The 26,086-nt window shown below is 31.3% G+C and carries 32 protein-coding genes and 1 riboswitch; of the genes, 15 read left to right on the top strand and 17 right to left on the bottom strand.

Annotated features, from left to right (window positions below; genetic code table 11):
- Positions 1-137: 137 nt before the first annotated feature.
- Genes ACLII3_RS04625 through ACLII3_RS04640 form a run of 4 tightly spaced genes read left to right on the top strand, consistent with a single transcriptional unit; the run spans position 138 to position 2,651 of the window.
- Entirely contained in the window at positions 138-551 is a 414-nt protein-coding gene (locus ACLII3_RS04625) for a hypothetical protein (RefSeq protein WP_412986861.1), read from the top strand.
- Positions 552-566: 15 nt separating this feature from the next.
- Positions 567-1,208 (top strand): hypothetical protein, encoded by a 642-nt coding sequence (locus tag ACLII3_RS04630; protein WP_412986863.1) that lies wholly within the window; start codon positions 567-569, stop codon positions 1,206-1,208.
- A complete protein-coding gene (locus ACLII3_RS04635) occupies positions 1,172-1,978 on the top strand; it encodes a sensor histidine kinase (RefSeq protein WP_412986864.1) in 807 nt (268 codons plus the stop codon). The genes ACLII3_RS04630 and ACLII3_RS04635 overlap by 37 nt, the downstream gene beginning before the upstream one ends.
- Positions 1,968-2,651, top strand: a complete 684-nt coding sequence (locus tag ACLII3_RS04640; RefSeq protein WP_412986866.1) for a response regulator — start codon at positions 1,968-1,970, stop codon at positions 2,649-2,651. The genes ACLII3_RS04635 and ACLII3_RS04640 overlap by 11 nt, the downstream gene beginning before the upstream one ends.
- Positions 2,652-2,722: 71 nt before the next feature.
- Here the strand turns inward: ACLII3_RS04640 and ACLII3_RS04645 are convergent, their stop codons facing one another.
- The 5 genes from ACLII3_RS04645 to ACLII3_RS04665 form a co-directional block, all read right to left on the bottom strand.
- Positions 2,723-3,232 carry a hypothetical protein gene (locus ACLII3_RS04645; RefSeq protein ID WP_412986867.1) on the bottom strand — a complete coding sequence of 170 codons (510 nt, stop codon included), beginning with the start codon at positions 3,230-3,232 and terminating at the stop codon, positions 2,723-2,725.
- 274 nt (positions 3,233-3,506) lie between these two features.
- Positions 3,507-4,211 (bottom strand): zinc metallopeptidase, encoded by a 705-nt coding sequence (locus ACLII3_RS04650; RefSeq protein ID WP_412986869.1) that lies wholly within the window; start codon positions 4,209-4,211, stop codon positions 3,507-3,509.
- A gap of 86 nt (positions 4,212-4,297) precedes the next feature.
- On the bottom strand, positions 4,298-4,570 hold the full coding sequence (locus tag ACLII3_RS04655; RefSeq protein ID WP_412986871.1) for a SemiSWEET family sugar transporter: 273 nt from the start codon (positions 4,568-4,570) through the stop codon (positions 4,298-4,300).
- Positions 4,571-4,580: 10 nt separating this feature from the next.
- Complete coding sequence (locus ACLII3_RS04660; protein ID WP_412986872.1) at positions 4,581-4,940, bottom strand: hypothetical protein; 360 nt, start codon at positions 4,938-4,940, stop codon at positions 4,581-4,583.
- A 5-nt stretch (positions 4,941-4,945) separates the two neighbouring features.
- A complete protein-coding gene (locus ACLII3_RS04665; protein ID WP_412986873.1) occupies positions 4,946-7,861 on the bottom strand; it encodes a leucine--tRNA ligase in 2,916 nt (971 codons plus the stop codon).
- A gap of 157 nt (positions 7,862-8,018) precedes the next feature.
- Between ACLII3_RS04665 and ACLII3_RS04670 the strand changes: the two genes are divergently transcribed.
- Entirely contained in the window at positions 8,019-8,936 is a 918-nt protein-coding gene (locus ACLII3_RS04670; protein ID WP_412986875.1) for a DMT family transporter, read from the top strand.
- Here the strand turns inward: ACLII3_RS04670 and ACLII3_RS04675 are convergent.
- Positions 8,928-9,854: a ketopantoate reductase family protein gene (locus tag ACLII3_RS04675; RefSeq protein WP_412986876.1), complete on the bottom strand. Its 927-nt coding sequence runs from the start codon at positions 9,852-9,854 to the stop codon at positions 8,928-8,930. The genes ACLII3_RS04670 and ACLII3_RS04675 overlap by 9 nt on opposite strands.
- A gap of 105 nt (positions 9,855-9,959) precedes the next feature.
- Between ACLII3_RS04675 and ACLII3_RS04680 the strand changes: the two genes are divergently transcribed.
- From ACLII3_RS04680 to ACLII3_RS04710, 7 genes are all read left to right on the top strand, one after another.
- On the top strand, positions 9,960-10,838 hold the full coding sequence (locus ACLII3_RS04680) for a cell division protein FtsX (RefSeq protein ID WP_412986878.1): 879 nt from the start codon (positions 9,960-9,962) through the stop codon (positions 10,836-10,838).
- 46 nt (positions 10,839-10,884) lie between these two features.
- Positions 10,885-11,241: a hypothetical protein gene (locus ACLII3_RS04685; protein WP_412986880.1), complete on the top strand. Its 357-nt coding sequence runs from the start codon at positions 10,885-10,887 to the stop codon at positions 11,239-11,241.
- 2 nt (positions 11,242-11,243) lie between these two features.
- Positions 11,244-11,510, top strand: a complete 267-nt coding sequence (locus ACLII3_RS04690; protein ID WP_412986881.1) for a DUF3098 domain-containing protein — start codon at positions 11,244-11,246, stop codon at positions 11,508-11,510.
- Between the two features lie 48 nt (positions 11,511-11,558).
- Positions 11,559-12,353: an undecaprenyl-diphosphate phosphatase gene (locus tag ACLII3_RS04695; RefSeq protein ID WP_412986882.1), complete on the top strand. Its 795-nt coding sequence runs from the start codon at positions 11,559-11,561 to the stop codon at positions 12,351-12,353.
- Positions 12,353-13,048, top strand: coding sequence for a tRNA pseudouridine(55) synthase TruB (truB, locus tag ACLII3_RS04700; RefSeq protein ID WP_412986884.1), 696 nt, complete (start codon positions 12,353-12,355; stop codon positions 13,046-13,048). Before ACLII3_RS04695 ends, truB begins: the two co-directional genes overlap by 1 nt.
- A gap of 36 nt (positions 13,049-13,084) precedes the next feature.
- Positions 13,085-13,627 carry a hypothetical protein gene (locus ACLII3_RS04705; protein WP_412986886.1) on the top strand — a complete coding sequence of 181 codons (543 nt, stop codon included), beginning with the start codon at positions 13,085-13,087 and terminating at the stop codon, positions 13,625-13,627.
- Positions 13,628-13,756: 129 nt separating this feature from the next.
- A complete protein-coding gene (locus ACLII3_RS04710; protein WP_412986887.1) occupies positions 13,757-14,380 on the top strand; it encodes a hypothetical protein in 624 nt (207 codons plus the stop codon).
- On the opposite strand, the gene ACLII3_RS04715 is transcribed toward ACLII3_RS04710, so the two are convergent.
- A complete protein-coding gene (locus ACLII3_RS04715; RefSeq protein WP_412986889.1) occupies positions 14,377-14,994 on the bottom strand; it encodes a thioredoxin family protein in 618 nt (205 codons plus the stop codon). The genes ACLII3_RS04710 and ACLII3_RS04715 overlap by 4 nt on opposite strands.
- Positions 14,995-15,085: 91 nt before the next feature.
- Between ACLII3_RS04715 and ACLII3_RS04720 the strand changes: the two genes are divergently transcribed.
- Positions 15,086-15,649 carry a DNA-3-methyladenine glycosylase I gene (locus ACLII3_RS04720; protein ID WP_412986891.1) on the top strand — a complete coding sequence of 188 codons (564 nt, stop codon included), beginning with the start codon at positions 15,086-15,088 and terminating at the stop codon, positions 15,647-15,649.
- Here the strand turns inward: ACLII3_RS04720 and ppk2 (ACLII3_RS04725) are convergent, their stop codons facing one another.
- The 5 genes from ppk2 (ACLII3_RS04725) to ACLII3_RS04745 form a co-directional block, all read right to left on the bottom strand.
- Positions 15,650-16,432: a polyphosphate kinase 2 gene (gene ppk2, locus ACLII3_RS04725; protein WP_412987890.1), complete on the bottom strand. Its 783-nt coding sequence runs from the start codon at positions 16,430-16,432 to the stop codon at positions 15,650-15,652.
- 6 nt (positions 16,433-16,438) lie between these two features.
- Positions 16,439-17,287, bottom strand: coding sequence for a polyphosphate kinase 2 (gene ppk2 / locus ACLII3_RS04730; protein WP_412986893.1), 849 nt, complete (start codon positions 17,285-17,287; stop codon positions 16,439-16,441).
- 35 nt (positions 17,288-17,322) lie between these two features.
- On the bottom strand, positions 17,323-17,973 hold the full coding sequence (aat, locus tag ACLII3_RS04735) for a leucyl/phenylalanyl-tRNA--protein transferase (RefSeq protein WP_412986895.1): 651 nt from the start codon (positions 17,971-17,973) through the stop codon (positions 17,323-17,325).
- Between the two features lie 281 nt (positions 17,974-18,254).
- Positions 18,255-18,629, bottom strand: a complete 375-nt coding sequence (locus ACLII3_RS04740) for a DUF3127 domain-containing protein (RefSeq protein ID WP_412986896.1) — start codon at positions 18,627-18,629, stop codon at positions 18,255-18,257.
- A gap of 29 nt (positions 18,630-18,658) precedes the next feature.
- On the bottom strand, positions 18,659-19,528 hold the full coding sequence (locus ACLII3_RS04745; RefSeq protein WP_412986898.1) for a flavin reductase family protein: 870 nt from the start codon (positions 19,526-19,528) through the stop codon (positions 18,659-18,661).
- A 119-nt stretch (positions 19,529-19,647) separates the two neighbouring features.
- On the opposite strand from ACLII3_RS04745, the gene ACLII3_RS04750 reads away from it, so the two are divergent.
- Positions 19,648-20,796 (top strand): sensor histidine kinase, encoded by a 1,149-nt coding sequence (locus ACLII3_RS04750; protein WP_412986900.1) that lies wholly within the window; start codon positions 19,648-19,650, stop codon positions 20,794-20,796.
- Here the strand turns inward: ACLII3_RS04750 and ACLII3_RS04755 are convergent.
- Together ACLII3_RS04755 and greA are read right to left on the bottom strand one after the other, a co-directional pair.
- Positions 20,791-21,180 (bottom strand): HIT family protein, encoded by a 390-nt coding sequence (locus tag ACLII3_RS04755; protein WP_412986901.1) that lies wholly within the window; start codon positions 21,178-21,180, stop codon positions 20,791-20,793. The two genes, ACLII3_RS04750 and ACLII3_RS04755, sit on opposite strands and share 6 nt — an antisense overlap.
- A gap of 77 nt (positions 21,181-21,257) precedes the next feature.
- Positions 21,258-21,731 (bottom strand): transcription elongation factor GreA, encoded by a 474-nt coding sequence (gene greA / locus ACLII3_RS04760; RefSeq protein WP_412986903.1) that lies wholly within the window; start codon positions 21,729-21,731, stop codon positions 21,258-21,260.
- Positions 21,732-21,872: 141 nt separating this feature from the next.
- Here greA and ACLII3_RS04765 point away from each other — a divergent pair, with 141 nt between their 5' ends.
- The gene (locus tag ACLII3_RS04765; RefSeq protein ID WP_412986905.1) at positions 21,873-22,304 is read left to right on the top strand and encodes a Rieske (2Fe-2S) protein; all 432 of its coding nucleotides are present in this window, start codon (positions 21,873-21,875) and stop codon (positions 22,302-22,304) included.
- Positions 22,305-22,366: 62 nt separating this feature from the next.
- Here the strand turns inward: ACLII3_RS04765 and pnuC are convergent, their stop codons facing one another.
- The 3 genes from pnuC to ACLII3_RS04780 are packed head-to-tail and all read right to left on the bottom strand — an operon-like array spanning position 22,367 to position 25,859.
- Positions 22,367-22,957 carry a nicotinamide riboside transporter PnuC gene (gene pnuC, locus ACLII3_RS04770; RefSeq protein WP_412986906.1) on the bottom strand — a complete coding sequence of 197 codons (591 nt, stop codon included), beginning with the start codon at positions 22,955-22,957 and terminating at the stop codon, positions 22,367-22,369.
- Position 22,958: 1 nt separating this feature from the next.
- Complete coding sequence (locus tag ACLII3_RS04775; RefSeq protein ID WP_412986908.1) at positions 22,959-23,729, bottom strand: 2OG-Fe(II) oxygenase family protein; 771 nt, start codon at positions 23,727-23,729, stop codon at positions 22,959-22,961.
- Between the two features lie 3 nt (positions 23,730-23,732).
- Entirely contained in the window at positions 23,733-25,859 is a 2,127-nt protein-coding gene (locus ACLII3_RS04780) for a TonB-dependent receptor (protein ID WP_412986910.1), read from the bottom strand.
- 121 nt (positions 25,860-25,980) lie between these two features.
- Positions 25,981-26,071, bottom strand: a riboswitch (TPP riboswitch).
- Positions 26,072-26,086: the final 15 nt, after the last annotated feature.

Raw genomic sequence — 26,086 nt, forward strand, 5'->3', positions numbered from 1 at the left:
TTTAAGTTGGTATGTAAAATTACCTGAACCAATCAGTATATTTAACAGTACAATCACCCAATGTTAAATCACGTAAAAACACCTATTTTTATCATGTAAGATTTTACTACATTTATAAAAACCTAAAACAATAACTTATGGGAACTAAAAGTATTCCGTTAAGTGATGCTAAATTATGGGCAGAAACTTGGCAAAAAGAAAACACAAACAGGGCTAAAGCATTTTTAATCCCAATTGGTGATTTAATTATGTGCTTTAAAGAAATGGGGGTAGTTACTGAAGACAGTAGTGGCAACATGATTGTTAACAACATTCCTGATGCTGCAATAAGAGCTTATATGGCTACAAACCCTAATTTTAGAGATAAAAAAGATGGTTTTGGTGACAAGTTAATACTTGTAGGAACCGAAAAAGATGGCTCTACATATAGAGACATTATTCAAGATGAAAGAAATGTAGCTGGAAATGGCGATCCAATAGGTAGTGGCGCTTTTGATTTAACTACGCCATGCCCAAGCGAATGTGATCCAAACAGCCCTCTATTTTTTTAACCAGTATTTAAATTAATGAACTTAGTAGATGACTTTTTTGAATATTTAGGAATTCTATTACTACTTGTTAATACAGTATTATATTTAAAGAGCTATAGCAACTATAAAGACACTATAGCTCTAAAATATTTTAGCTGGTATTTATTAGGTATTTGTGCGATTCAAGTAATTGGGATTGTGTTTGCGCATTATCGCATCAATAACTTATACTTATCGCATTTATATTTTTGGATACAATTAATAATGCTAGCTGTATTTTACAGAAATCTATTTGAACAAAATCAAAAAAAATATATCTCAATTGTTATTGGTAGCGTTTCAATAATATTAATTATTCAGTACCTAATAAAGCCTCACCTCTTTTTTAAATTTAATACATTAGAAATTTTCATTACAACATTTCCTTTAGTAGTGTTCTCTATGATTCACTTATATAATTCATTGTCTAAAAAGGGGAAATTTATGTACATTAATGCTGGAATATTAATATATCTTACAACAAGTACATTAATATATATACTTGGAAATTATTTAGCTAGTTATAAAAGTGAATTAATAACTCATATTTGGTTTTTAAATAAAGTACTATATGTTATATACATGTCATTAATTTTAATAGAATGGAAAACGAACATTTTGCCACTCAAGAACAAATAATTGGAGCCCTTGCTTATGGCATCATTTTTTTAGTCCTAGTTACAACTGGGCTTATCTTGTTTTTCCATTATTCTAGAAAGAAAATTATTGAAAAAGAGATTGAAAAGATAAATATCAAACTTAATCATCAGCAAAAAATACTACAAACCACTATTAATGTTCAAGAAAGTGAGCGCAAACGAATTGCTCAAGATTTACATGATGCTATTAGCTCTAAACTAAATGTAGTAAGCTTAACAACTCATGTTTTATTGGATGAGGAGAACATTGGTAGCTCTCAAAAAGAAGCACTAAATCATATACTTGATATTACGACAAACACACTAGAAAGTTCTAGAAAAATAGCACATGATTTAATGCCTCCTGTTTTAGAAAAATTTGGATTAAAAGTTGCCTTAGAAGAGTTATTTGACGAATTCACTAAAAGTAAAAAAATAAGCATCGCATATAATATTGATGCCTTAACTAATATTAGCAAGCCAAACGAATTACACGTTTTTAGGATTATACAAGAACTAATTAATAATTCTATTAGGCATGGTAAAGCTAGTAAAGTATCCGCATTACTAAACCAAACTAAAAATGGATTTACTTTACATTATACCGATAATGGCTCTGGTTTTGACGTTGCAACTATAAAAGAAAAAATAGGTATTGGTTTACAAAACATAAAGAGTAGAGTTGCTATACTTAATGGTAAATTCACTATAGATAGTTCCCCAAACAAAGGAAGTACCTTTACTATAAACAGCATTACAAATGGAAAATAAAATTATCACCTTAGCCATAGCAGACGATGAACTTCTTTTTAGACAAGGGCTCATTGCCATTTTAAGTAAATCTAAAAATCTGAAAATACTTTTTGATGCAGTAAATGGAAATGACTTAATGCAACAATTAAGATCCTGTAAAGAACTTCCCGAAATTGTTATTACAGATTTAAAAATGCCTGAATTAAATGGTGTTGAAGCTACTAAACTAATACGTAAAGAATTTCCAGACATTAAAATTATTGCGCTTACAAGTTACTTTAGTAAACCATTTATTATTAATATGATTTCTATTGGTGCTGTTGCTTATTTGGCTAAAAATAGCACACCAAAATTAATGCAAACTACTATTCACGAAGTTGCTCAAAAAGGGTTTTATTACGACACACAAGTAATGACATTTATTCATGAAGGGTTAATAAATCCTGCTGATAAAAAAATGAAATCAAAGTTTGACAACACTTTCTTTACAAAAAGAGAAAAAGAGGTTTTACAGCATATTTGTTTACAAAAAACGACAACCGAAATTGCAAACGATTTGTGTATTAGCCCAAGAACTGTTGAAGGGCATCGTAATAATTTATTATTAAAAACAGAATCTAAAAACGTAGCTGGATTGGTTATTTACGCCATCGAAAATAAACTAGTATCATTAGAATTAAATAAATTTTAACCATAAAAAAGGCTGTATTGAAATAAATCAACCAGCCTTTCAAACCTAACTTATGGTTAGTTCTCTCTACATTAGTTTAATCCTAATGATGCAGAAAACACATAAATTATTCCTTTTTCTTCAGGACTATTAACTACAACTGCTGTCGCAAATCCAATTCCCCAATAAATAGTTTCAGATCCTGCTACTTGCGTCTTTCCATAAAATGTTCCTGACAAACCACCATTGTTAGAAATTTGTTGTGTAATTTCTTTTGCAATGTTTGTTATTGTAGGCTTATCTACTGGTAATTCCCAGTTTTGAAAATCTAACGTAATAGCATCTGTTACACATTTTGGAGCAGTACCTGGAACATTATCTTTCCAAGGTGCCATAATAGCACTATCTTCTTGACTACTATCAAAATCTGAATAGGATGCTGGCCAATTAGTTTCTAAATCTTTAAAAAGCTGTTTTTCAATTGTTTTTACAACTGTTGATACATTTACTCCTGGAGGTATTGCTCCTAACCCAACACTTTTATATGCTGGTGCAAAATTATTTACGTTAACGTGAATGTTGGTTACACTTACTCTTGCCATAATATTATTATTAATTGGTTAAATGCTTACTCTTTTATAATAGGATTTTTAGCTTACTCCTAATTCAACAGTGTTGCAACAATAATCGAACATTACAAAGTTGAAGATTGACAAGCGTAAATTATAGCGTATAAAAACGTGTTTAATAAAATGAATGATTAACCTAAATAATGAAGTAACTCTACTAACTATTAAATTAGGTATTAAAACGTAGTACAAAAAAACCCTTCAAATAAATTTGAAGGGTTTTTATATTTTTTAAAAACTTTCCTTTTTAGTCTCTTCCTAAAATTTGAAAAGCCCAATATAAAAGTGAAGCAAGTGCTCCTATAGCAGCTACTAAGTAGGTTCTAGCAGCCCATTTAAGCGCATCTTCTGCTCCTTTATATTCTTCTTGAGAAACCATATGCTTGTTTTGTAACCAAGCTAAAGCTCTATTACTTGCATCGTATTCAACAGGTAGTGTAATAAAACTAAATAGGGTTGCAAATCCCATCATAGCTAATCCAGCAATTGCTACATATAAACCACCTGCTCCTAAAGCTTCGGTAGCCATTAATGCTAAACCTCCAATAATCACCCATTGTGATAATCCAGAAGATACTTGTACTATTGGCACTAAAGATGAACGCATTTGTAACCAACTATAAGCCTGTGCATGTTGTACAGCATGACCACATTCGTGAGCAGCAACAGCAGCTGCAGCTGCATTTCTTTGATTATATACAGCTTCACTTAAGTTTACCGTTTTATCTTTTGGATTGTAATGATCTGTTAAACGTCCTGGAGTAGACACTACTTTTACATCGTAAATACCATGGTCTGCTAGCATCTTTTCAGCAATTTCTGCTCCACTCATTCCATTTCGCAATTGCACTCTTGAATAATGAGCAAACTTTCTTTTAAGTGTATTACTCACTAACCAACTCACCAACATTATACCACCTATAAGGATGTAATATTCTAAACCAATTCCCATAATTATCTTTATTTAATGAATTATAAATTTAAAGTATTTATAGCAAATAATAAGCCAAACAAACGTTAAGAAATTTTGTCAGTCTTTTACTTTTTATTTTGATACTTAATCTTGAAATACATCAAGAAAAAAGATGACACAATTGTGATACTATTTGCTAAAATCATTGATAGGCTATCAATATAAATACCATATATCAACCATAATACAATACCAGTAAAAAATAATATTAACATTGGTAATGACAATGCTGACACATCTTTGGTTTTCCATGTTTTATATACTTGTGGTAAAAAAGCAGCGGTAGTTAAGGTTGCTGCTGTTAAACCTATAATTTCTATAAAATCTATTTGTGCCATTTTTGTTTGATTACTTATAAGTTAATGCAACTTTTACTACTTTTTGATTTTCGAAAGTAACAAGTAATTGTTCACCCTTAGTTTTCATAAAACTAGGCGCTTCTCCTATTTCATAAAGAAAAACATCTTGTTCTAAAGATATAGTAGAATTTGGTGTTCCTAAAAGTAGGATAGTTTCTTCTTTGGTTTTCCCTATTAAAAGTTGCTGCTCAATAAGGTTATCGACCATTTCGTAACGCTTTAATGGCTCATTATGCCATATTTCTTTATCAAAGCGTTCTTCAAACAACCACATTAAAATGGATGTTAAAATAAGCGCAGCTAAAACAAATAAACCTATTTTTTTAAATTTATTTAGTTTCAGCCGCATATTTTTTATCCTACTATATTTACAATTTTACCAGGAACCACAATTACTTTTTTAGGTTCGCGACCTTGTAATTGTGCTTGTGTTTTTTCGTGAGCAAGTACTGTTTTTTCAATTTCATCTTTACTCATATCTAATGGTAGTTCTAGTTTAAAACGCATTTTACCATTAAACGAAATTGGATATTCCTTACTACTCTCAACTAAATGACTAGCTTCAAAAATTGGAAAATCAACCGTAGAAATAGACCCTTCATTACCTATAGCATTCCACAACTCCTCAGCAATATGAGGCGCATAAGGAGATACTAATACTAATAAAGGTTCTAAAATTTCTTTACTTGTACATTTTTGAGCTGTTAGCTCATTAACTGCAATCATAAATGTAGAAACTGATGTGTTAAACGAGAAGTTTTCAATATCTTCCTCTACTTTTTTAATGGTTTTATGTAAAGTCTTTAAGTTATCTTTTGTTGGAGCAACATCAGTTACTTTTAAGCCTTCATCATTAAAGTACAATTTCCATAATTTTTTAAGGAAACCATGCACACCAGTAATACCAGCTGTATTCCAAGGCTTGTACTGCTCTAATGGTCCTAAGAACATTTCGTATAAACGTAAAGAGTCTGCGCCATACTCAGCACAAATGTTATCTGGATTAACAACATTAAATTTAGATTTAGACATTTTTTCAACGTCTCTTTTACTATGAAAATCACCATTCTTACCTCTAATGTAGGTAGCTCCTTTAAACTCAGCTCTCCAATTCTCTAATTTTAAAAGTTCAACTTCTGTATTGCCTTTAAGAGTATTAACATCTATATGTATCAATCTTGAATTGTCATCATTAATTCTATCTAAATCAACTCCCTTAGAAGCTAAAATTCTTTCAGCTTCTTCCCATTCTGGAGAGTTTGAATCAACAAAATTCGGTCCTTCTAAAAAGTCTGATGAAAGATAAATTTTTTCAGAATTATCAGTAATTAGCTCACGAACAAAAGCACTCGTTCCTAAAATCATTCCTTGGTTAATCAATTTTTTAGCAAACTCATCCACAGGAACAACTCCTTTATCAAACAAGAATTTTTGCCAAAAACGCGCATATAATAAATGTCCAGTAGCATGCTCGCTACCACCAATATATAAATCTACTTCTTTCCAATAATTTAATGCGTCTTGACTTGCAAATGCTTCCGTATTTCCAGCATCCATATAACGATTAAAATACCATGAGCTTCCTGCCCACCCAGGCATTGTATTTAACTCTAATGGAAAAATTGTTTCGTTATTAATTTTATCGTTTGCAACAACACTATTAGTTGTTATGTCCCAAGCCCAAACAGTAGCATTCCCTAATGGTGGCTCACCAGTTTCGGTTGGTAAATATTTTTCTACTTCTGGCAATTGAATTGGTAAATATTTTGCATCTATCATTTGAGGCATTCCATTTACATAATATACTGGAAATGGTTCTCCCCAATAACGTTGACGCGAGAATACAGCATCACGTAATCTGTAATTGGTTTTCCCTTCTCCTTGTCCTAATTGCTCTAATTCATAAATAACACGTTTGGTTGCTTTTTTATAGTTCATTCCGTTAATGAAGTCACTATTAGCAATTTTTGTGTTGTCTTTGTCTGCAAAAGCTTCTTCAGAAATATCCACACCATCAAAAATGTTTGGAATATCAATCCCAAAATGCTTAGCAAAATCGTAATCACGTTGGTCACCACAAGGTACAGCCATAACTGCTCCTGTTCCGTAGCTTGCTAATACATAATCTCCAATCCAAATTGGAATTGGCTCTTTAGTAAAAGGATGTTCAGCATAAGCCCCTGTAAAAACTCCCGAAATAGTCTTTACATCTGCCATACGATCACGCTCACTACGTTTTGCAGTGGCTTCAATGTAAGCTTCTACCTCAGCTTTTTGCGCTTCAGTTGTTATTTTAGATACTAAGTCATGCTCTGGTGCTAAAGTCATAAAACTCACACCAAAAATAGTATCAGGACGTGTTGTGAAAACTTCAATTGTAGCATCATAATCTTTTACATTAAAAATCACAGATGCTCCTACAGATTTTCCAATCCAATTACGTTGACTTTCCTTTAACGAATCTGTCCAATCAATGGTTTCTAATCCTTGTAGTAAACGTTCAGCATAAGCAGAAATTCGCATAGACCATTGTGTCATTTTTTTACGAACTACAGGATGTCCTCCACGTTCAGACACACCATTTACTATTTCGTCATTTGCTAGAACAGTTCCTAAAGCTGGACACCAATTTACTTCAGTTTCAGCTAAATATGTTAATCTGTATTTAAGCAATATTTCTTGTTGTTCTTCCGAAGTATATGTCTTCCAGTCTTCAGCAGAAAATAATGTTACATCATCATCACAAGTTGTATTTACGTTAGCGTTTCCTTCTGTTTCAAAAACAGAAACTAATGTTGAAATATCCTCAGATTTAGCTGTATCATTATTATACCACGAGTTAAATAATTGAATAAAAATCCATTGTGTCCACTTATAATATTCTGGATTACTTGTACGTACTTCTCTAGACCAATCGAATGAAAAACCGATTTGATCTAACTGACGACGATACGTTGTAATGTTAGTTTCGGTAGTAATTGCAGGATGTTGCCCAGTTTGAATGGCATATTGTTCTGCTGGTAATCCAAAACTATCATAACCTTGAGGGTGCAATACATTAAACCCTTTATGACGCTTATAACGTGCATAAATATCTGAAGCAATATAACCTAGTGGATGTCCAACGTGTAATCCTGCTCCCGAAGGATAAGGAAACATATCTAAGACATAATATTTAGGTTTTTCTGAATTATTTTCAGCTTTAAACGTTTGGTTGTCTGCCCAATACTTTTGCCACTTGGCCTCAATTTCGTTGAAATTGTACTTCATTATCATCGTTTTTAAGAAGTTGCAAATTTACGTTTAATATATAAACTGTAAAACCCTAGATAGCATTTAATGTTTGTAGAATCACTATTTCTAAAATATTAGATTTACTTTTGAAAGCTCACAAAGTTTTAATCGTCCAAGATAAAAATTAATCATCTTGAAAAACAATACTTTAAAAGCACATTTAGCCTTACTTGGCGCCAACGTAATTTATGGCGCTAATTACCTTATAGCTAAAGGTGTTATGCCTAACAAAATAGGGCCTTCGGCTTTTATTTTTGTACGTGTTTTAGGTGCTATATTTTTATTTTGGCTACTAAAAACAACTGTCAAAGAAAACATAGAAAAGAAAGATTATCCTAGATTGTTATTATGTGGTCTTTTGGGAGTTGCTACCAATCAGTTGTTATTTTTTCACGGTTTAAATTTAACGTCTCCCATTGATGCTTCTATTATAATTACTTCCATTCCTGTAATAGTTTTAATTTTTAGTGCGATTATACTGAAAGAAAAAATCACTTCTAATAAAATACTAGGACTTATTATTGGAGGTATTGGAGCTGTAATATTGATTTCTTATGGCAACAAATCTGGAGGTACAAGCTCTATTTTAGGGAACTTATTTATTTTCTTAAACGCTTGTTCATATGGCTTGTACTTAGTGATAGTAAAACCATTGATGAAAAAATACAATTCGTTAACCGTTATTAGTTGGGTGTTTTTATTTGGGTTTCTATTTGTATTCCCATTTGGGATAAACGATGTTTTAGCTACAGACTTTGCTAGCTGGAGTATTAACACCTATTTAGCTGTTGGTTTTGTGGTGGTATTTACTACCTTTTTAGCTTACCTATTTAATATATATGCGCTTAATTACGTGTCTCCATCTGTAAATGGAAGCTATGTGTATTTACAACCAGCAGTAAGTTTTATTATGGTAAGTATTTATGCTTATGTTTTAAATCATAAAGAATATGCTCAAGATATTAACCTTGTTAAAGTATTGAGTTGTTTATTGATTTTTTGTGGCGTGTACTTAATTAGCATAAAGAAAGGAAAGAAAGCTTTAAACTAAACCTCTCGCTTTATTTTCCATTGGCAATAAACAATGATAAGTAAAAGTATTTACTGGTGTTTCTATGTTTAGCAACTTACCTTGTCCAACAATATAACCGTTAAAATTATGAAGCTCGCTTGGTTTACCTTTCATAATATCACGTTGCATAGATGCTGTAGTATTATAATCTAAATCATCAATAACTGCCATATATACTTCAATATGTTTGCTTGTTAAAACAATGCCTTTAGCATTTGCAACAGCTACAATTTCATTAGCTGTTTGATAAATTAATGCTCTCACATTTTGGTCTTTTCTCATCACTCCAAATACCGAACGCGTCATAGCTCCCATTCCACTAATCATTGTTATAAACAAGAACTTTTTCCAAATATCTAATTGAATATTTTCTGACCATGAGTTTTTAAAACCTGTTTTATCAAATACAGTTTTTAAAGTTTCCATTCGTTTGGTTTTACTATTATCATATTCGCCAAAAACGATTTCTGGTTTATAGGCAAAATGATTTATAACTCCAGGAGCTTCTATTTTACTTACTATACGACACAATCCTGCTAGCACATTATTAGCTGGTAAAATCGACATCAACCTATCGGCATTATCTGCACCATTTTGCAATGGTAAAATCATAGTGTGTGAATCTATAATATTATTTAGCTGTGTAGCTATATCTTCTATTTGCCAAGATTTAACTGCAAGTATGATTAAATCTGGACTTTCAATACTATTGATATCATTTGTTACTTTAGGATGTACTGTAAAATCCCCATCAATACTTTTTATTTGTAAACCATTAGCTTGAATGGCTTCAAGATGTTTCCCTCTAACTATAAAAGTGACATCGTTTCCTGCTTGTGCTAGTTTAGCCCCAAAATAGCCACCAACACCTCCAGCGCCTACAACAACAATATTCATAATTTTCAGTTATATAGTTTATATTCAAATTTATTGAATAAGATTCTCATTTTCGTGGGAATAAATAATTACTTTTATATTTTTACGCTTACAAGTTAAACACCTATGAGTTCATCTTTTGAAAAACATCAAAAGCGCAGATTAATTTCTTCTTACTTTTCAGTAGTTATAAGTATTGCCTTAGTATTATTTTTACTTGGCTTACTAGGTATGTTGGTTTTAAATGCTCGTACTATTTCAGACAACTTTAAAGAAAAAGTAGTACTTACTATTTATTTAAACGACAACGCTAAAGAGGTTGAAATAAATCAATTAGAAAAAAGTTTAGCACTTGCTAAGTATGTAAAAGAAACTAAATATGTTTCTAAAGAAGATGCTGCTAATTTTATGAAAGGTGAATATGGTGAGGACTTTTTGGATGATGTTGGCTATAACCCTTTACAAAACTCAATAGATGTAAATTTAAAAGCTAACTATGTCACTGCACATCGTTTGGATAGTATTTCGGAATCAACGCTTAACAAAAAGTTTGTGGATGATGTTCGTTATGACAAAGACTTAGTTTCTATAATGAACAGTAATGTAAAACGTATTAGCCTTTGGATTTTAATTATTAGTGGCATTTTTACATTAATTGCTGTATTGCTTATTAATAGTTCTATTAGGTTGGCTGTTTACGCAAAACGTTTTACCATTAAAACCATGCAAATGGTTGGAGCTACCAAGCAATTTATTAGACGACCATTTATTTGGAGAAGTATTCGTTTAGGAATTATTGGAGCTATTGTTGCTTTAATTGGTATGGCAGTAGTGCTATATTATGTAAATAAAACGTTCCCTGAATTAGAGCTACTTCAAAACCAAATTTTAATTGGAAGCTTGTTTGTTGGTGTATTTATAATAGGTATTTTAATTACTTGGTTTAGCACTTATTTTGCTACACAACGTTTCTTGAATTTGAAAACGGATCAGTTGTATTATTAAGCAATAATTCTTTACTAATCAACGTTTTCTTATAAATCCAACTATAATGAAACGTATTTTTTCTGTTTTAACCATTACAATTGCATCATTTTCTCTTTTACTTTTAGCAACCTCTTGTATTATTAGCAATACCAAACCTGAAGACTGCGAAACACTTACTACTAAAGTTGTAAAAATTACCGAAGGTCCTAGCTTTGATATTGTTTTTCATAATGAAGAAGGTGAACGTTATTATATTAACAGAGGTATAGAACAAGGATTAAATTTAGATAGTCTTAACACCGAAGTTTTAAATAAAACTGTTACTTTGCACTTAGCAAATATTATTGGAGGCTCTGTTACTTCAAGTCATATTTCGCAATTAGCAATTAACGATAAGATTATTTTTACTGAATTTGACTAATTATGGGTGAACAAAAACGTAAGCAAGAAGCTAAAGGCAACTTTATTTTTGGAAAAGCTAACTACAAATGGATGTATATAGGTCTAGGGTTTATTGCACTAGGATTTATTTTAATGTCTGGTGGTGGTAGCGACGACCCAAATGTTTGGAATCCAGAAATATTTAGTCCAATGCGAATACGTGTTGCACCTACCTTAGTACTTATTGGTTTTGCCATTCAGGTATATGCTATTTTATTAGACCCAAACAAAAAGTCTGAATCTAAATAATTACGCTTTATTTACGACTACATAACACTATTTTGATATTTTTGCCTCGTGGAAATTATTGATTCAATATTACTGGGCATCATTCAAGGACTTACAGAGTTTTTACCTGTATCTTCAAGTGGCCATTTAGAATTAGGAAAAGCTATTTTAGGAGACGATAGCGTTCCTGAAGAGAGTTTACTCTTTACTGTTGTATTACATTTTGCTACTGCTTTAAGCACGATGGTTATTTTTAGAAAAGACATCTACGATATACTTAAAGGTTTGTTTGCTTTTAAATGGAATGAAGACACACAATTTGTAGCAAAAATTGCTTTATCAATGCTTCCTGCTGCTATTATTGGGTTTACTTACGAGTCGGAATTTGCAGAAATGTTTGGAGGTAATATTAAGCTCGTAGGCTTCATGTTAATTGTTACTGCCTTATTATTATATCTTGCCGACAAAGCTAAAAACACCGATAAAAAAGTATCATTTACCAACGCCTTAGTTATTGGTTTTGCCCAGGCTATTGCTATGCTTCCAGGAATTTCAAGATCTGGAGCAACCATATCTACATCAGTATTATTAGGAAACGACAAAACCAAAGCTGCACGCTTTTCTTTTTTAATGGTAGTGCCTTTAATATTTGGAAAGATTGCAAAAGACATATTAAGTGGCGAATTAACTTACGACAATAGCAACTTTACCTCTTTAACAGTTGGTTTTATTGCTGCTTTTATTTCTGGACTTATAGCTTGTACTTGGATGATTTCCTTGGTTAAAAAAAGTAAGCTAGTATACTTCTCTATTTACTGTCTTATTGTTGGTTTAATTGCTATATATTACGCTTCTATTAACTAATGAAAACACTAGAAGAATTTAAAGAAGGACAGGTTTTATTAATCGACAAACCTCTCAACTGGACCTCGTTTCAAGTAGTAAACAAACTACGCTGGAAAATTAGAAAAACCTTTAACATAAAAAAGATAAAGGTTGGTCATGCTGGAACTTTAGATCCTTTAGCCACAGGTTTATTAGTTATTTGTACTGGTAAAATGACTAAACAAATAAATACTTTTCAAGCACAAATAAAGGAGTACACAGGAACAATTGTTTTGGGTAGCACAACACCTTCTTACGATTTAGAAACTGAAATAGACAAGACTTATCCTACCAATCATATTACTAATGAACTTATCCACGAAACTACTGAACAGTTTATTGGAGACATATCGCAATATCCACCAGTATTTTCAGCAATAAAAAAGGAAGGAAAGCGCTTATATGAGTTTGCTAGAGCTGGAGAAGAAGTTGAAATCAAACCCAGAACCATTACTATTAATGAGTTTGAAATTACAAATATTGATGGTTTAAATGTTGATTTTAGAGTTGTGTGTAGTAAAGGCACTTACATTAGGTCCTTAGCTCACGACTTTGGAAAAGCACTACAATCTGGTAGTCATCTATCAGCATTAAGACGTACAAAAATTGGTGATTTTAATGTTAAAAATGCTATTACTATCGAAAATTTTATCGAAAGCTTAGATTCGGAATAGTTGTTGATAACATATTTGCTTCAAAACAAATCAATCATGAAGCGAATATTACTTACCTTTTTATTTTTAGTCCCTTTATTAGCTCTGGCTCAAGAAAAAATTGACAAAACAAACGGTATTTTCTACAAAATATCTTTATCTACAACACTTGGTATTAATGAAGATTATACAATTGCAGATGACGATAGCGGTACTTTAATAGAACCTAGTGCATATTTTATAAATAACACCTTAGGTTTTAAGTTTGATGAGCGTAGTTCTATTGGGCTAAATTTTGAATACAATTGGCATTCGGAATCTGGGCTACATTTCTTTCCTGCTTATTTAAACTTTAAATACAACTTAATCGATGATGACGATAGTTTATTTATTAGAGCTGGTTATGGCAGATTTCTCAACTTAGGCAAAACTTTTGAAAAAGGTACCTTTTACAAAATTGGCTCAGGTGTTGAAATTTTTGATGGTGATTCAGATAATTCTATTTTACTCGGTCTCGATTTTACGCGTAAACGTTTTGGATTTAGACAGCAAGATAAACTCTCAAGCGTTTCTATTTTCTTAGAATTTTGTGTTTTTTAAGACTATTTATAGCTTTTTAACGTATATACAAGACATACATTTTAGTATATTCGTTATCATAGCATGCAACTCTCTAACTCAAATAAAGCACTTTTAATAACACTTTTTTTGTCTGCAACAATTGTGTTAATGGCATTTAATTTTCACGTTAAAAAGCAAAATGATTTAATTGCTGAAACTTTTTATGAACTGCTTCCAGAAGAGGATGAAAAAATAGAAAAAAAAGAAACTTTAGAAGAGATTCTAAGAAGTTTTGATGAGTTAACCACAAACAAAGCTTTTAATGAAAATAAAGCTTCAGAAGATTTTGAAGACGAAGAGTTTAAATCTACTATGGAAAAACTTCAAAGTAGACATGACAATACAATTGAAAAAACACCAAGTCATCAAATACTAACTAATAGTGATGATAATTCTGATACTTATGACGCTATAAATGAAATCATCAAAAAAAGGTCAGATAATAGTAATGCAAACAAAAATAGCTCCATTAGTTTTTCGCTATTAGGACGTGAAAAAATTCATATTCCGCCACCAATTTATCTATGTGAAACCTCAGGTACAATTGTTGTAAGCATTGTTGTAAATAATAAAGGACAAGTTACAGATGCCAGTTATAACAATGCATCCACAACTAGCAATGGCTGTTTAGTTGATCGTGCTATAGAATACGCAAAAGCTTCTATTTTTAATAGCAGTAATAAAGCCTCGCAAATAGGTACAATTTCATTTACATTTAAAGGCAAACGTTAACTCAATAACTCAACTAAATCATTGATTGCTGTTTGACCTTTATCTTTGTTATACCAACGCTGTAAATCTTCTTTAAACTCTGGTGTTATTTTACCATGCTCTTCTTTGTAATCAAGAACCATTTGTGTTGCTTCGCTTGGTCTAGGTCCAAAAGTATTAACTACTTCCTTAGTTTCGCTATCAATCATAATTAACTTTGGAATTGAACGTCCTCCATTAGTTAAAAAAGCATCCATAAGTGCTTCATTTTCGTCACGTAAAACAACTTTAAAATCTATATTATCATTAAGACTAGCTACTTTATTAATTGCTGGCATTACATGAGCGGCATCACCACACCAACTCTCAGTTAAAACTAACCATGTATAAGATGTGTTTACATTAGATACTTTTTCACTAACCTTATCAGTAACTTTTAATGTTTTATCCCAACGTCTCATACGTCTATCATTAAGCTTAGTATATTCAATTAGTGCCTCGGTTTGATTAGGTCCTGTTGTACCATCAGCAGCTACTAATTCTTCTACTAAATTTCTATATTCCTTATAAGAAATACTTCTACTTATTCCGTCTTCTATTAACGTTTTAATATTTATATCTTGAGTTAACTCCATTGTTAAAATTTTTATCAAAAATACTAGTTACTAATCACTTATTAAGTAACAATCATTACATTAGTAGTACATTTCTTTAAACCTTACAGTTATGACAAAAAACAGATGTACTTGGTGTGTTGGAAATCCTTTATATGAAGCTTATCATGATAAAGAATGGGGAGTTCCAGTGTATGATGATGATACCCTTTTTGAGTTTTTAATTCTTGAAACTTTTCAAGCTGGTTTAAGTTGGATTACTGTACTTAAAAAACGTGAAAACTTTAGAAATGCTTTTGACAATTTTGATTATTTAAAAGTTGCAAATTACAACCAAAAAAAAATTGATAGCTTGCTACAAGATGCTGGCATTATTAGAAACAAACTGAAGGTTAAAGCTACTATTACAAACGCACAAGCTTTTATAAAAATTCAAGAAGAGTTTGGAAGCTTCAGTAAATATATTTGGGGTTTTACTGATGGTAAACCAATAAAAAATGCTTTCAAAGACTTAAAAGATGTTCCTGCTAACACAGCTCTAAGCGATACTATAAGTAAAGACCTTAAAAAAAGAGGTTTCAAGTTTGTTGGTACTACTGTGGTTTATGCACATATGCAAGCTACAGGTATGGTAAATGACCATACTACAGATTGCTTTAGATATAATGAAGTATAACTAAAACGTCTTTTCTGTGCCTTTATAAGGAATTAACCTTAATACATGTTGAATAGCTTCTAATCTTGCTGCACTTTTACGATTGGCTTTAATAATAATCCAAGGAGCAATTTCGGTATTTGTTTTAGCAAACATTCTTTTTTTATACTCAGTATAAGAGTCCCAAAGTTCTAAGGCTTTTCTATCTACTGCACTAAACTTCCATTTTTTTAATGGACTTGCTTTAATATCATCAAATCGCTTTGCTTGTTCGCTTTTTGAAATAGAGAAATAAAATTTTATTAATCTTATTCCAGATTCGGTTATCATTCGTTCAAAATCATTAACCTGATTCATGAAAGTCTCATACTCTTCTTGAGTACAAAACCCATTTACTGGTTCAACTACAGCTCTATTATACCAACTTCTATCAAAAAAAACAATCTTACCCTCACGAGGTAATTGATTTATATAACGCTGAAAGTACCATTGCCCTCTTTCTTCTTCAGATGGTTTTGGCAAGGCTACTACTTTAAATTCTCTAGGGTTTAAATGCTGTGTAATTCTACGAATAGCACCACCTTTTCCAGCAGCATCACGCCCTTCAAAAACAATAACAACCTTTTCACCTTTTGCCTCAACCCATTGCTGAAGTTTTATTAACTCACCTTGAAGTTTTTTAAGCTTATTTTCATAATTCATTATTCTAACCGCTTTTATAGGTGTCATCCCTTTTTCAGTTAGAAAAAACTTCAATCCTTTTTTTGTGTTTAATTGTTTTAAACTTTTATCTGATAAATTCATCATAGCCTAATCTATTTGCTTCACTAATCTGTGATAACGTTGTACAACATTTGGATCTGGTAAAACAGTTGTTCCTGAATTCCCTTTACCATCATACTCAAATTTTGAAAGGACATATCTTATACTCTCTAAGCGCGCCTCCTTTTTTATATTAGTTTTAATAATAATCCAAGGGCTAAATGTAGTATGCGTTTTACTAAACATTTGCTCTTTATAATAGGTATACTTATCCCAAAGGCGTTGCCCTTCTTTATCTACAGGACTAAACTTCCATTGCTTTAATGGATTTTCTAGACGTGCATTAAAGCGTCTTTGTTGTTCTTCTTTTGAAATTGAAAACCAAAATTTGATAATAATGATACCATCCTCATACAGCATATGCTCAAATTCGGTTACTTGTACCATAAACTTTTCATACTGTTCTTTAGTACAAAAACCCATTACTGGTTCTACCACTGCACGATTATACCAGCTTCTATCAAAAAAGACAATCTCACCAGGATTAGGTAATTCTTTTATATAACGTCTAAAATACCATTGACCTCTTTCTACATCTGTAGGTTTAGTTAAGGCAACTACACGCATTGAACGTGGATTTAAATGTTCTGTAAATCTACGAATTGAGCCTCCTTTACCAGCAGCATCACGACCTTCAAAAATAACGCAAACACGTTTATTGTGTTTAGCAACCCATTGTTGTAAATCTACTAACTCTGCTTGCAGCTTTATTAATTGGTTTTCGTAATCTACTGAATATAGTAAGTCATTAAACTTATCTTCGCTTAACTTTTCCTTAATTATTTTTAAAAATTCTTCCCGATTATTACTGAACTCAAAATCTTCTCGTGATAGCATATTTTATGGTATAAGTAGCTAATATCAGCATTTTTTTATTCTATTTTACTGATTTTTGTCAATTTTAATAATTTTATAAACTCCTTTCTCGAAATATGTTCTGCTCCTAAACTTTCTAAATGACTTGTATGAACCTGACAATCGATTAATCTATAATTTGTGTTTTGTATAAAACTTACGAACGCTACTTTACTAGCATTACTTACTTTACTAAACATACTTTCTCCACAAAATATTTGATTTCCTAAATCAACGCCATATAACCCTCCAACTAGTTCATTATTTTGCCACACTTCAACAGATTTAGCATATCCTAGTTTATGCAACTTACAATACGCTTCAATCATATTTTTTGTAATCCATGTTCCTTCCTGACCATTTCGCTTTATTTTTGAACAATGATTTATAACTGTTTTAAAATCTCTATTTACAGTTACTACAAAATTTGAATTCCGTAGTACTTGCTTCATACTTTTAGAAACTTTCAATTTACTAGGAAATAATACAAATCTAGGATCTGGTGACCACCATAGTATTGGTTCGTCCATTTCAAACCAAGGAAAAATACCATTACTATAAGCTTCAATAAGTCTATCGCAGGACAAATCACCTCCAACAGCTAATAGTCCATCAGGGTTTGCTGTTGAAACATCAGGGAATTTTATGTCTTTATTTAGCCAATTCATTAACAATCAACTATAACGTTTGCGAAGAAACCTTATTTTTCACTTTGAAATTTCACTTTTTTTTGCCATATTTGAGAAGACCTTTATTCATAAAATTTTGTTCATCATTGCTTTTTTGAGTTTGTTTATAGAGGTCTAAAAACCTAAAACCATAATACTAAAGTCCTGTTTTGTTTAATCAGGGCTTTTTTTATTTACACTCTAAAATACATACTATTTATATAAAATAAAACCCTTAATGTTCAGCATTAAGGGTTTTAAAATATCGTATTTACTTTACCTTAAAATGGCAAGTCATCATGCTCTTCTTGATTCACATTTGTTGCTGGCTCAAAAGCATCCATTGGTGGTACTGGTGGAACTCCTCCTGCTTGCTCTTGCTGTAATGCCTCTATACGCCATCCTTGGATAGAGTTAAAATATTTAGTTTCTCCTTGAGGATTAACCCATTCTCTACCTCTTAAGTTAATGTTTATTTTTACTTGTTGTCCAACTTGGTAGTTGTTTAACAAATCTGTTTTATCTTGAACAAACTCAATCATTATACTTTGAGGATATTGCTCTTCTGTAGTAATTACAACTTCTCTTTTTCTAAACCCATTCGCTCCAAACGTTTGAGTTTCTCCAATCACTTTAATCTTTCCTTGTACTTCCATTTATATTTAATCTTAATTATCTATTTTTTTTAACTTAAAAGTAATTTCCATGCACTAGCTACATCTCCATAACTTAAATAATTACGTGCAATTTTATGTTTTTCACGATGTGACATCTCTTTTATATTAGGATATCTTTCTCCTAAATCTTTTAAAAACATTGCAATCTCTTCTTTTGTTGGTAAAGCTTCAACATTTCCTAGCATTCCTAGGTCGTTACCAGTTAAAATCATACTATCCTTAACATGTTCAGGCATAGCGTCTACACCAATACCAAGTGTTGTTAGCGGCTTAGGTATTTCAAAAAAGCCACTTTTGGCTCTACTATAATAACTACCTCCTGCTCTAGCAACTAAATCTAGTTTTTCCTGGTTAATGGTTTGGTCTTCATTTAAAACCTCATTAGCTACATGTAGTTTAACAACTTCACATATTACAAGGTTTCCTGCTCCTCCTTCAGTACCTAACTTTACAATATCATTGACTTTACACTCCATTTGCACTGGAGACTCAGCAACTCTAAAAGGCATAACTTCATCTGAAGCCAGCATAGTAAGTCCTGCTTTTTTAAATTCATTAACACCTTCTGGATATTCTGTACTTGATAATGACATCTGTTGCACAATATCATAGTTAACAACATTAATCACTACTTCTTTCATCACCTCAGCATTTTCAAGCGTATGTTTAGTCGTATTATCTCTCACTCTTCTTGCTGGAGAAAAAATAAGTATTGGCGGATTCGCGCTAAATACATTAAAAAAACTAAAAGGTGATAAATTTGGATTTCCATTAACATCTATAGTACTTGCAAAAGCTATTGGTCTTGGAGCAACAGCACTTAATAGTAAACCATGTAGCTTACCAACTGAAATATCTTTTGGGTTGAATGATGTCATTGTAAATAAATTTGAGCAAATTTAACCAATAAGAATTGCAACAAAAAACCTATTTACTAACAAGTTGAACAATAATATTAACATAATTACATTATATTTAAAATTGCAATTAAAATCCTATGACCCTAACCAATAGTAGAAACTTTGTTCGCTGGATAATTATAGCAACATCTTTTGTTATTATCTCACTTATTTTATGGAACACTTATGTGTTTTTTCAAAATTTTAAAGCTGAAGAGCGTACGAAAATGCAAAATTGGTCTTTTGCTCAACAAAACTTAATAAATTCAAAAACTAATGATGAAATTGAAGTAACATCTAGAGTTTTAGAGAGCAATACTAGTACTCCAATGATTCTCTTAAGTCCAGAAGGCGACATAATAAGTAGTAATAATATTGACGAAGAGAGGTTAAAAGACTCCATATACGCTAAAAAATTAGTTGCACGTTTTAAAGATGAAAATTCACCTATAGAAGTTAAAATTGATGGAAACTTGTTTAGTACTATTTACTATGGAAATTCGCCTTTATTAAACAAACTAAAATATTATCCATTAGCATTATTACTTATTATTTTGCTATTTGGAGCAGTTGTTTACTTTTTTTATAGAAGTACAAAAAATGCCACACAAAATAAATTATGGAGTGGTATGGCTAAAGAAACTGCACACCAAATAGGCACACCATTATCATCACTAATAGGCTGGACAGAAATATTAAAAACTGAAAATATTAATCCTGATTATGTTGTAGAAATAGAAAAAGATATTAGTAGACTGCAAACGATTACAGATAGGTTTAGCAAAATAGGATCAATACCAACCTTAGAAAAAACTGATATTGTAGAAGCTACAACAGAAGCTTACGACTATTTAAAATCACGCTCTAGCAAACTTATAGAGTTTGAATTAATTACTCCTAAAAAAGAAATTTTAGTAAACCTAAATTCTCAACTTTATAGCTGGACTATTGAAAATTTAGTTAAAAATGCTATTGATGCCATGAAAGGGAAAGGGAAATTAAAAGTTGAAATTACACAGCTAGAAAAGAACATAAAAATTAATGTTAGTGATACTGGAAAAGGCATTCCTAAACATTTACATAAAACCATTTTTGAACCAGGTTTCACTAGTAAAAAAAGAGGTTGGGGATTAGGGCTTTCGTTAGCTAAACGTATTATTGAAGATTACCATGATGGCAAAATAAAAGTATTAACATCAGAAATTGGTAAAGGCACTACATTTCAAATTGCTTTAAAGCAGCTATAAATTTGCATTTATAGCTTTAGCAATAGCTTCAAACTCTTCTTTTTCTAAGCTTACTTTATTTATAAAACGTGCATCCTCCATTGAGTTAAGTGGAATTAAATGTACATGCACATGAGGTACTTCTAAACCAATAACTGATACACCAACACGTTTACATTCAATACTTTTCTCTAAAGCAATGGCTACCTTTCTTGAAAAAGCCATTAACTCATTATAAGTCGCCTCATCTAAATCGAAAATTTTGTTTACTTCCTTTTTTGGAATACAAAGTGTGTGTCCTTTTGCATTTGGATTAACATCTAGAAATGCTAAAAAATCTTCTGTTTCTGCGACCTTATAACAAGGAATTTCTCCGTTAACTATTTTAGTAAATATTGATGCCATGTGCTATTAATTATATGTGTAAATATAAAAAGATTCCTGCGTTAACAGGAATCTTTTAACGTATTATGTGTTTAAATTTATCTCGTGATTTCTAAAACATCAAACTTCATAATTCCAGTTGGAACCTGAATTTCAGCAACTTCACCAACAGACTTACCTAACAACCCTTTACCAATTGGAGAGTTTACAGATATTTTTCCTGAGGCTAAATCTGCTTCACCATCAGCAACCAAAGTATAAGTCATTTCCATACCATTGGTTTGATTTTTAATTTTAACTGTAGATAACACCAAAGCTTTAGATGTGTCTAATTGCGACTCATCAATTAATCTAGCTCCAGCTAATGTGTCTTCTAATTTAGAAATTCTCATCTCTAACATGCCTTGAGCTTCTTTAGCTGCATCATATTCAGCATTTTCACTTAAATCGCCTTTATCTCTTGCTTCAGCGATAGCTTTAGAGGCTTTAACACGCTCAATATCTTTTAAATGCTTAAGCTCATCTCTTAGCTTTTTTAGTCCTTCTGCAGTGTAATAAGATACGTTACTCATAACTTCATCGTTTATTTAATAAAAAGATGCTGAACATGTTCAGCATCAAAAAAATCTCGCTTTCACGAGATTGTCTTACAAATATACAAAATATTTAGCTTAAAGTAGTTTTTGTTGTAAATTCGTAACGAAATTTTTGATATGAAAAAGATAATAATCAGCGCCTTAATAGGCCTTATGTTTTACAGTTGTAGTAATAGTGATGATGGAAATGACAACTGTAGGTTTTTATTAAATATTGGTGTAAACGTAACTGTAAATTTAAATTTACCACAATACAATCCTTTAAACTTTCCTAGCAATCCTGTTTATATTGGTAATGCTGGAAATGGTGGTATTATAGTAACCAATACAGGAACAGGTTTTGTTGCTTATGATGCAGCAGACCCAAATCACACACCTACATCATGCTCTATCTTAGAAATTTCAGGTCTTGAAGGCACATGTACTTGTGGAGATGAAAACACTTATAGTTTATTTACTGGTCAACCATTAAACAACCCTGAACTTAGGTGTGGTTTAAAGGCCTATCGTGTTGAAGTAAATGGAAGTACACTATTAGTTTATAATTAAAAACCTCTACAGCATTTTACCATAGAGGTTTTAAAAAAATAAACCAATTCTTAATATAAGAATTATAACACACTTTTGTTAAGTGTAACTTTTTGTGTATTGAATTTCTTCTTCCATTTAATGTAACCTACAAAAGAGAAAATTAGGTAAACAACAGTCAATCCTGTGTAATAGTTTAATCCTCTATCTAGGTATAAGAATACTGTCAACCCATTAATTACTATCCAAAATTTCCAAGACGCTAAATATTTTTTAACTTCTAAGAAACTAGCTATAAAACTAAATATTGTAGTATGTGCATCTAAATAAGGTGCATTAGCATCTGTATAATTATCAAATACAAATGCCATACTCAGTGCCAATATTTCTCCAATTAAAATAAGTAACACATATTTTTTTAATGGTAATTCTGTAATTTCAAATGCACTGTTCTTACTTGTCCTTTTATTCCAATAGTAAAATCCATATACACCTATAATCACATAATAGATATACAATATGGATTCTGAATATAATCCACTTCTATAAAACAAAAGAATGCTTAATAAAGAGGAAAGAATTCCGAAAATCCAGCAAATAACTTGCTCTTTAATTAAAAAATAAAGGTAAGCTAAACCTAGTACTACAGAGACGATTTCTATAATTGTATCCATTCTAAAACAATTCTAAATACTCTTGATAATACCTTTCACTTGTGAATTCTAAACCGTTAAATGACATTTTGTGATTTGGTTTCGGAATTGAAAAAAATGCAAAAGAATAGCGTTCTTCATTATGCTGTGATAAATCTACTTGATGTGGTAAAGCTTTATATTTACCCTTGGTTAAATATTCCAATAAATAGCCTGGAAACACTACGCAGTTTTCTGAAACATGTAATGGTTTTAGAGTTCCAAACTCATCCTCATAAGTAAACCCATTTGAAGCACCATAGACAAAAATTGTAAACAAAGAGACATCTACATGCTTAGATAATCGTACACCAGACTGATCTTCCAAATCTAATTTTGGATAATAATTACATGACACCATATGTCCAATATAATTATCATAAAAGGCTTTTAAACCTGGAATATTTAATTGCTCAATAACCGTTTCTTCTATAGATTTTACTTTAATAATTGTAGTATCCCAGTATGTACTTAAAACCTTTGAAAACTCTTTTGGGAATTTATCAACACTTGAGAATCTCGAGAGGACAAATGAATATAATAAATCTGTACTATATTGATTTAAACTATCGGTTTGTCCTAAAAACGAATAACCGTCAAACGCACAATTAAAGTGCGATTGACGGTAAGTATTCTTATAATCTTTTGGTTGCTCTAAAAATGCTTGAAAAGCATTTTTTATTACATCATCTAAACTCTTCTTAATATTAGTTTCTAGATTATTAAATGGAGTTAAAGATGATTTAGACATCATATCTTAGAACTTTAATGTTGCTCCCAGCAAAAAGTTAATTGTTGCCTGAGGATAATATCCTTGGATCTCAACTGCTTCTGGTCCACTCCAAGTATCCAAATATGTATAACCACGATCTACATATTCTTTGTTGAAGATATTATTAACTAGACCTTGTAATACTATAGACTTGAATATTTTGTTCATCTTAATTTCGTAAACTACATTAAAATCACTCACAAAATAGCTGTCAATTTTTGACGCTTCAGTATCAGTGTTACTTAAATATTGAGAACCAACATATTTCCCTAATAAGCTAAATTGTAAATTCTCATACGGCATATATGTTAAAGCATTTCCTGAAATTACACTTGGTGAAAATGCTAAAGTTGTATTCCCTAAATTTTTTAATTCACCATCTCTTTCGATTGTTAAATCTTTAATTTTATTTTCGCTAATAGCTAAATTAGTATTGAAATTAAATTTCTTACTCATTTTTATGTTGGCATCAATTTCTAAACCAAGTCTATAACTATCTTTCACATTCTCTCTTAAATATTCTCCAACATTATCAAGAGCACCTGTTAATACTAATTGATTATCGTATAGCATATAGTATGCATTTGCACTTAATTGAACAGTCGCTCCATTATATCTCCAACCTAATTCAATATCATTAAGACTTTCATGCTTCACAGAAGCACCATTACTTTCGTAATCATTTCTGTTTGGTTCTTTATTTCCTCTTGCATAAGACGCATAAAAACTGTTCTTAGCATTTAAGTCATATGTTAATCCAAATTTTGGATTGAAAAAACTAAAATCATCATCTACATTAATTGGTGCTCTACTAGATGTTAATCCATTAGTTTTATAATTTACAAAACGCCCTTGAAGATCTAGGAAAGCAACAAACTTATCTGTCATGTTAATTGTTGCTTTAGCAAAAGCACTCCAATCTGTTTTATCTGCTTTACTAAAATAATAACGATCTCTAATAGATGTATTTGGAGCTAAGTCACTTCCCCAAATCACTTCTCCAAAATGATCATTTGTATAAGTATTATAAGACATACCCGAAATAACCTCTAGCTTTTCATTTTTATAAGTAACATTGGCATTAACTACATAAAAGTCATTATCTAACCAACGACGTACAATTACATCGCTACCATCTACAATTAAATTAGCATAATCCTCTGCATCACGTTCATCTTTGTATTGCTCAAAATATCCTTTTCCACGAGTATAATTTAATCCTACATTGGTAGACCAGTTATTATCGAGTCTTTGACTCCAATGTAATTGATAATGATTCTGCCAATAGTTATCAGTTTCATTATCATAAGTATAAGGATTTTGTTGACGATCTTCTTCTAATTGCTCAGCACTAAGTCCAGCCCAAGCTTGATATGTTTGTTCTTCTCCTCCAAAGGCTAACGCTTTAATAAGTGTTTTTCCATCAGAGTATGAACCTTGTAAGAAATATGATTTTAAATCAGAAAATGCTCTATCTACATAACCATCAGAATTTATTTTTGACAACCTTCCTGCCACTTCAAAATTCTCATTAATACGTCCTGTTGTAAATTTTACAGTGTGCTTTCTTGTACCAAACGATCCAAATGAATTTGAAATTTCTCCTCCAGCTTCTTCAGAAATAGCATCGGTTAAAATATTTAAACTTGCTCCAAAGGCTCCAGCTCCATTAGTTGATGTTCCAACACCGCGTTGTAATTGCAAACTTTGAGTTGATGATGCAAAATCACCTATATTTACCCAAAATGTCCCTTGACTCTCTGCATCGTTATAAGGAATTCCGTTAATGGTTACATTAATTCTTGATGCATCAGACCCTCTTACTCTTAAATAAGTATATCCTACTCCTGCTCCTGCATCAGATGAAGACACTACTGAAGGCAAGTAATTTAATAACATTGGAATATCTTGTCCCAAATTACGCTTAGCAATATCCTTTTTATCAAGGTTAGAGTGTGTAATTGGCGCTTTCTCTTTTACACGAATTGCCTTAACTAAGACTTCGTCTAAGTTTTCTGTTTTTGTTGTGTCTTTCTTTGTTTGCTTTTTTTCTTGTGCAGTTACACTGACTGATAACACTAATAGTGTTAAAAAAAGAAATAAATTTTTCATACGATTACGTTTAAAATCGAATAAAAAGAGGTAATTATTCTTTGTTATTATTAAAAATTATTTTTCGAAAATTAAGAGTAAACTCAAAGCTTTTGTGCCTACAAAAACATCTAAAAGATGCTTCCTTAACATTCGCAATCCCTAAACAGCATTACCTGTTCTAGGTTCATTGGGTATGATCTCAGCCGTTATAGGCACCCCTTTTTGAGAACGCCGCAAAGGTAGTT

The organism is Pontimicrobium sp. IMCC45349 (assembly GCF_047219225.1).
In the GTDB taxonomy this organism is placed as follows: domain Bacteria; phylum Bacteroidota; class Bacteroidia; order Flavobacteriales; family Flavobacteriaceae; genus IMCC45349.

Bases quoted from the DNA above. Each gene is read 5' to 3' on its own strand.
- ppk2 (WP_412987890.1), bottom strand. From the start codon at position 16,432: ATGAATTTATCAGATAAAAGTTTAAAACAATTAAACACAAAAAAAGGA.
- ACLII3_RS04640 (WP_412986866.1), top strand. From the start codon at position 1,968: ATGGAAAATAAAATTATCACCTTAGCCATAGCAGACGATGAACTTCTT.
- ACLII3_RS04675 (WP_412986876.1), bottom strand. From the start codon at position 9,854: ATGAATATTGTTGTTGTAGGCGCTGGAGGTGTTGGTGGCTATTTTGGG.
- ACLII3_RS04745 (WP_412986898.1), bottom strand. From the start codon at position 19,528: ATGACATCATTCAACCCAAAAGATATTTCAGTTGGTAAGCTACATGGT.
- ACLII3_RS04660 (WP_412986872.1), bottom strand. From the start codon at position 4,940: ATGCGGCTGAAACTAAATAAATTTAAAAAAATAGGTTTATTTGTTTTA.
- ACLII3_RS04750 (WP_412986900.1), top strand. From the start codon at position 19,648: ATGACCCTAACCAATAGTAGAAACTTTGTTCGCTGGATAATTATAGCA.
- ACLII3_RS04705 (WP_412986886.1), top strand. From the start codon at position 13,085: ATGAAGCGAATATTACTTACCTTTTTATTTTTAGTCCCTTTATTAGCT.
- ACLII3_RS04755 (WP_412986901.1), bottom strand. From the start codon at position 21,180: ATGGCATCAATATTTACTAAAATAGTTAACGGAGAAATTCCTTGTTAT.
- ACLII3_RS04665 (WP_412986873.1), bottom strand. From the start codon at position 7,861: ATGAAGTACAATTTCAACGAAATTGAGGCCAAGTGGCAAAAGTATTGG.
- ACLII3_RS04720 (WP_412986891.1), top strand. From the start codon at position 15,086: ATGACAAAAAACAGATGTACTTGGTGTGTTGGAAATCCTTTATATGAA.
- ACLII3_RS04710 (WP_412986887.1), top strand. From the start codon at position 13,757: ATGGCATTTAATTTTCACGTTAAAAAGCAAAATGATTTAATTGCTGAA.
- ACLII3_RS04630 (WP_412986863.1), top strand. From the start codon at position 567: ATGAACTTAGTAGATGACTTTTTTGAATATTTAGGAATTCTATTACTA.
- ACLII3_RS04655 (WP_412986871.1), bottom strand. From the start codon at position 4,570: ATGGCACAAATAGATTTTATAGAAATTATAGGTTTAACAGCAGCAACC.
- ACLII3_RS04650 (WP_412986869.1), bottom strand. From the start codon at position 4,211: ATGGGAATTGGTTTAGAATATTACATCCTTATAGGTGGTATAATGTTG.
- pnuC (WP_412986906.1), bottom strand. From the start codon at position 22,957: ATGGATACAATTATAGAAATCGTCTCTGTAGTACTAGGTTTAGCTTAC.
- ACLII3_RS04625 (WP_412986861.1), top strand. From the start codon at position 138: ATGGGAACTAAAAGTATTCCGTTAAGTGATGCTAAATTATGGGCAGAA.
- ACLII3_RS04685 (WP_412986880.1), top strand. From the start codon at position 10,885: ATGAAACGTATTTTTTCTGTTTTAACCATTACAATTGCATCATTTTCT.
- ACLII3_RS04645 (WP_412986867.1), bottom strand. From the start codon at position 3,232: ATGGCAAGAGTAAGTGTAACCAACATTCACGTTAACGTAAATAATTTT.
- ACLII3_RS04740 (WP_412986896.1), bottom strand. From the start codon at position 18,629: ATGGAAGTACAAGGAAAGATTAAAGTGATTGGAGAAACTCAAACGTTT.
- ppk2 (WP_412986893.1), bottom strand. From the start codon at position 17,287: ATGCTATCACGAGAAGATTTTGAGTTCAGTAATAATCGGGAAGAATTT.
- truB (WP_412986884.1), top strand. From the start codon at position 12,353: ATGAAAACACTAGAAGAATTTAAAGAAGGACAGGTTTTATTAATCGAC.
- ACLII3_RS04765 (WP_412986905.1), top strand. From the start codon at position 21,873: ATGAAAAAGATAATAATCAGCGCCTTAATAGGCCTTATGTTTTACAGT.
- ACLII3_RS04690 (WP_412986881.1), top strand. From the start codon at position 11,244: ATGGGTGAACAAAAACGTAAGCAAGAAGCTAAAGGCAACTTTATTTTT.
- ACLII3_RS04635 (WP_412986864.1), top strand. From the start codon at position 1,172: ATGGAAAACGAACATTTTGCCACTCAAGAACAAATAATTGGAGCCCTT.
- greA (WP_412986903.1), bottom strand. From the start codon at position 21,731: ATGAGTAACGTATCTTATTACACTGCAGAAGGACTAAAAAAGCTAAGA.
- aat (WP_412986895.1), bottom strand. From the start codon at position 17,973: ATGAATTGGCTAAATAAAGACATAAAATTCCCTGATGTTTCAACAGCA.
- ACLII3_RS04780 (WP_412986910.1), bottom strand. From the start codon at position 25,859: ATGAAAAATTTATTTCTTTTTTTAACACTATTAGTGTTATCAGTCAGT.
- ACLII3_RS04680 (WP_412986878.1), top strand. From the start codon at position 9,960: ATGAGTTCATCTTTTGAAAAACATCAAAAGCGCAGATTAATTTCTTCT.
- ACLII3_RS04715 (WP_412986889.1), bottom strand. From the start codon at position 14,994: ATGGAGTTAACTCAAGATATAAATATTAAAACGTTAATAGAAGACGGA.
- ACLII3_RS04775 (WP_412986908.1), bottom strand. From the start codon at position 23,729: ATGATGTCTAAATCATCTTTAACTCCATTTAATAATCTAGAAACTAAT.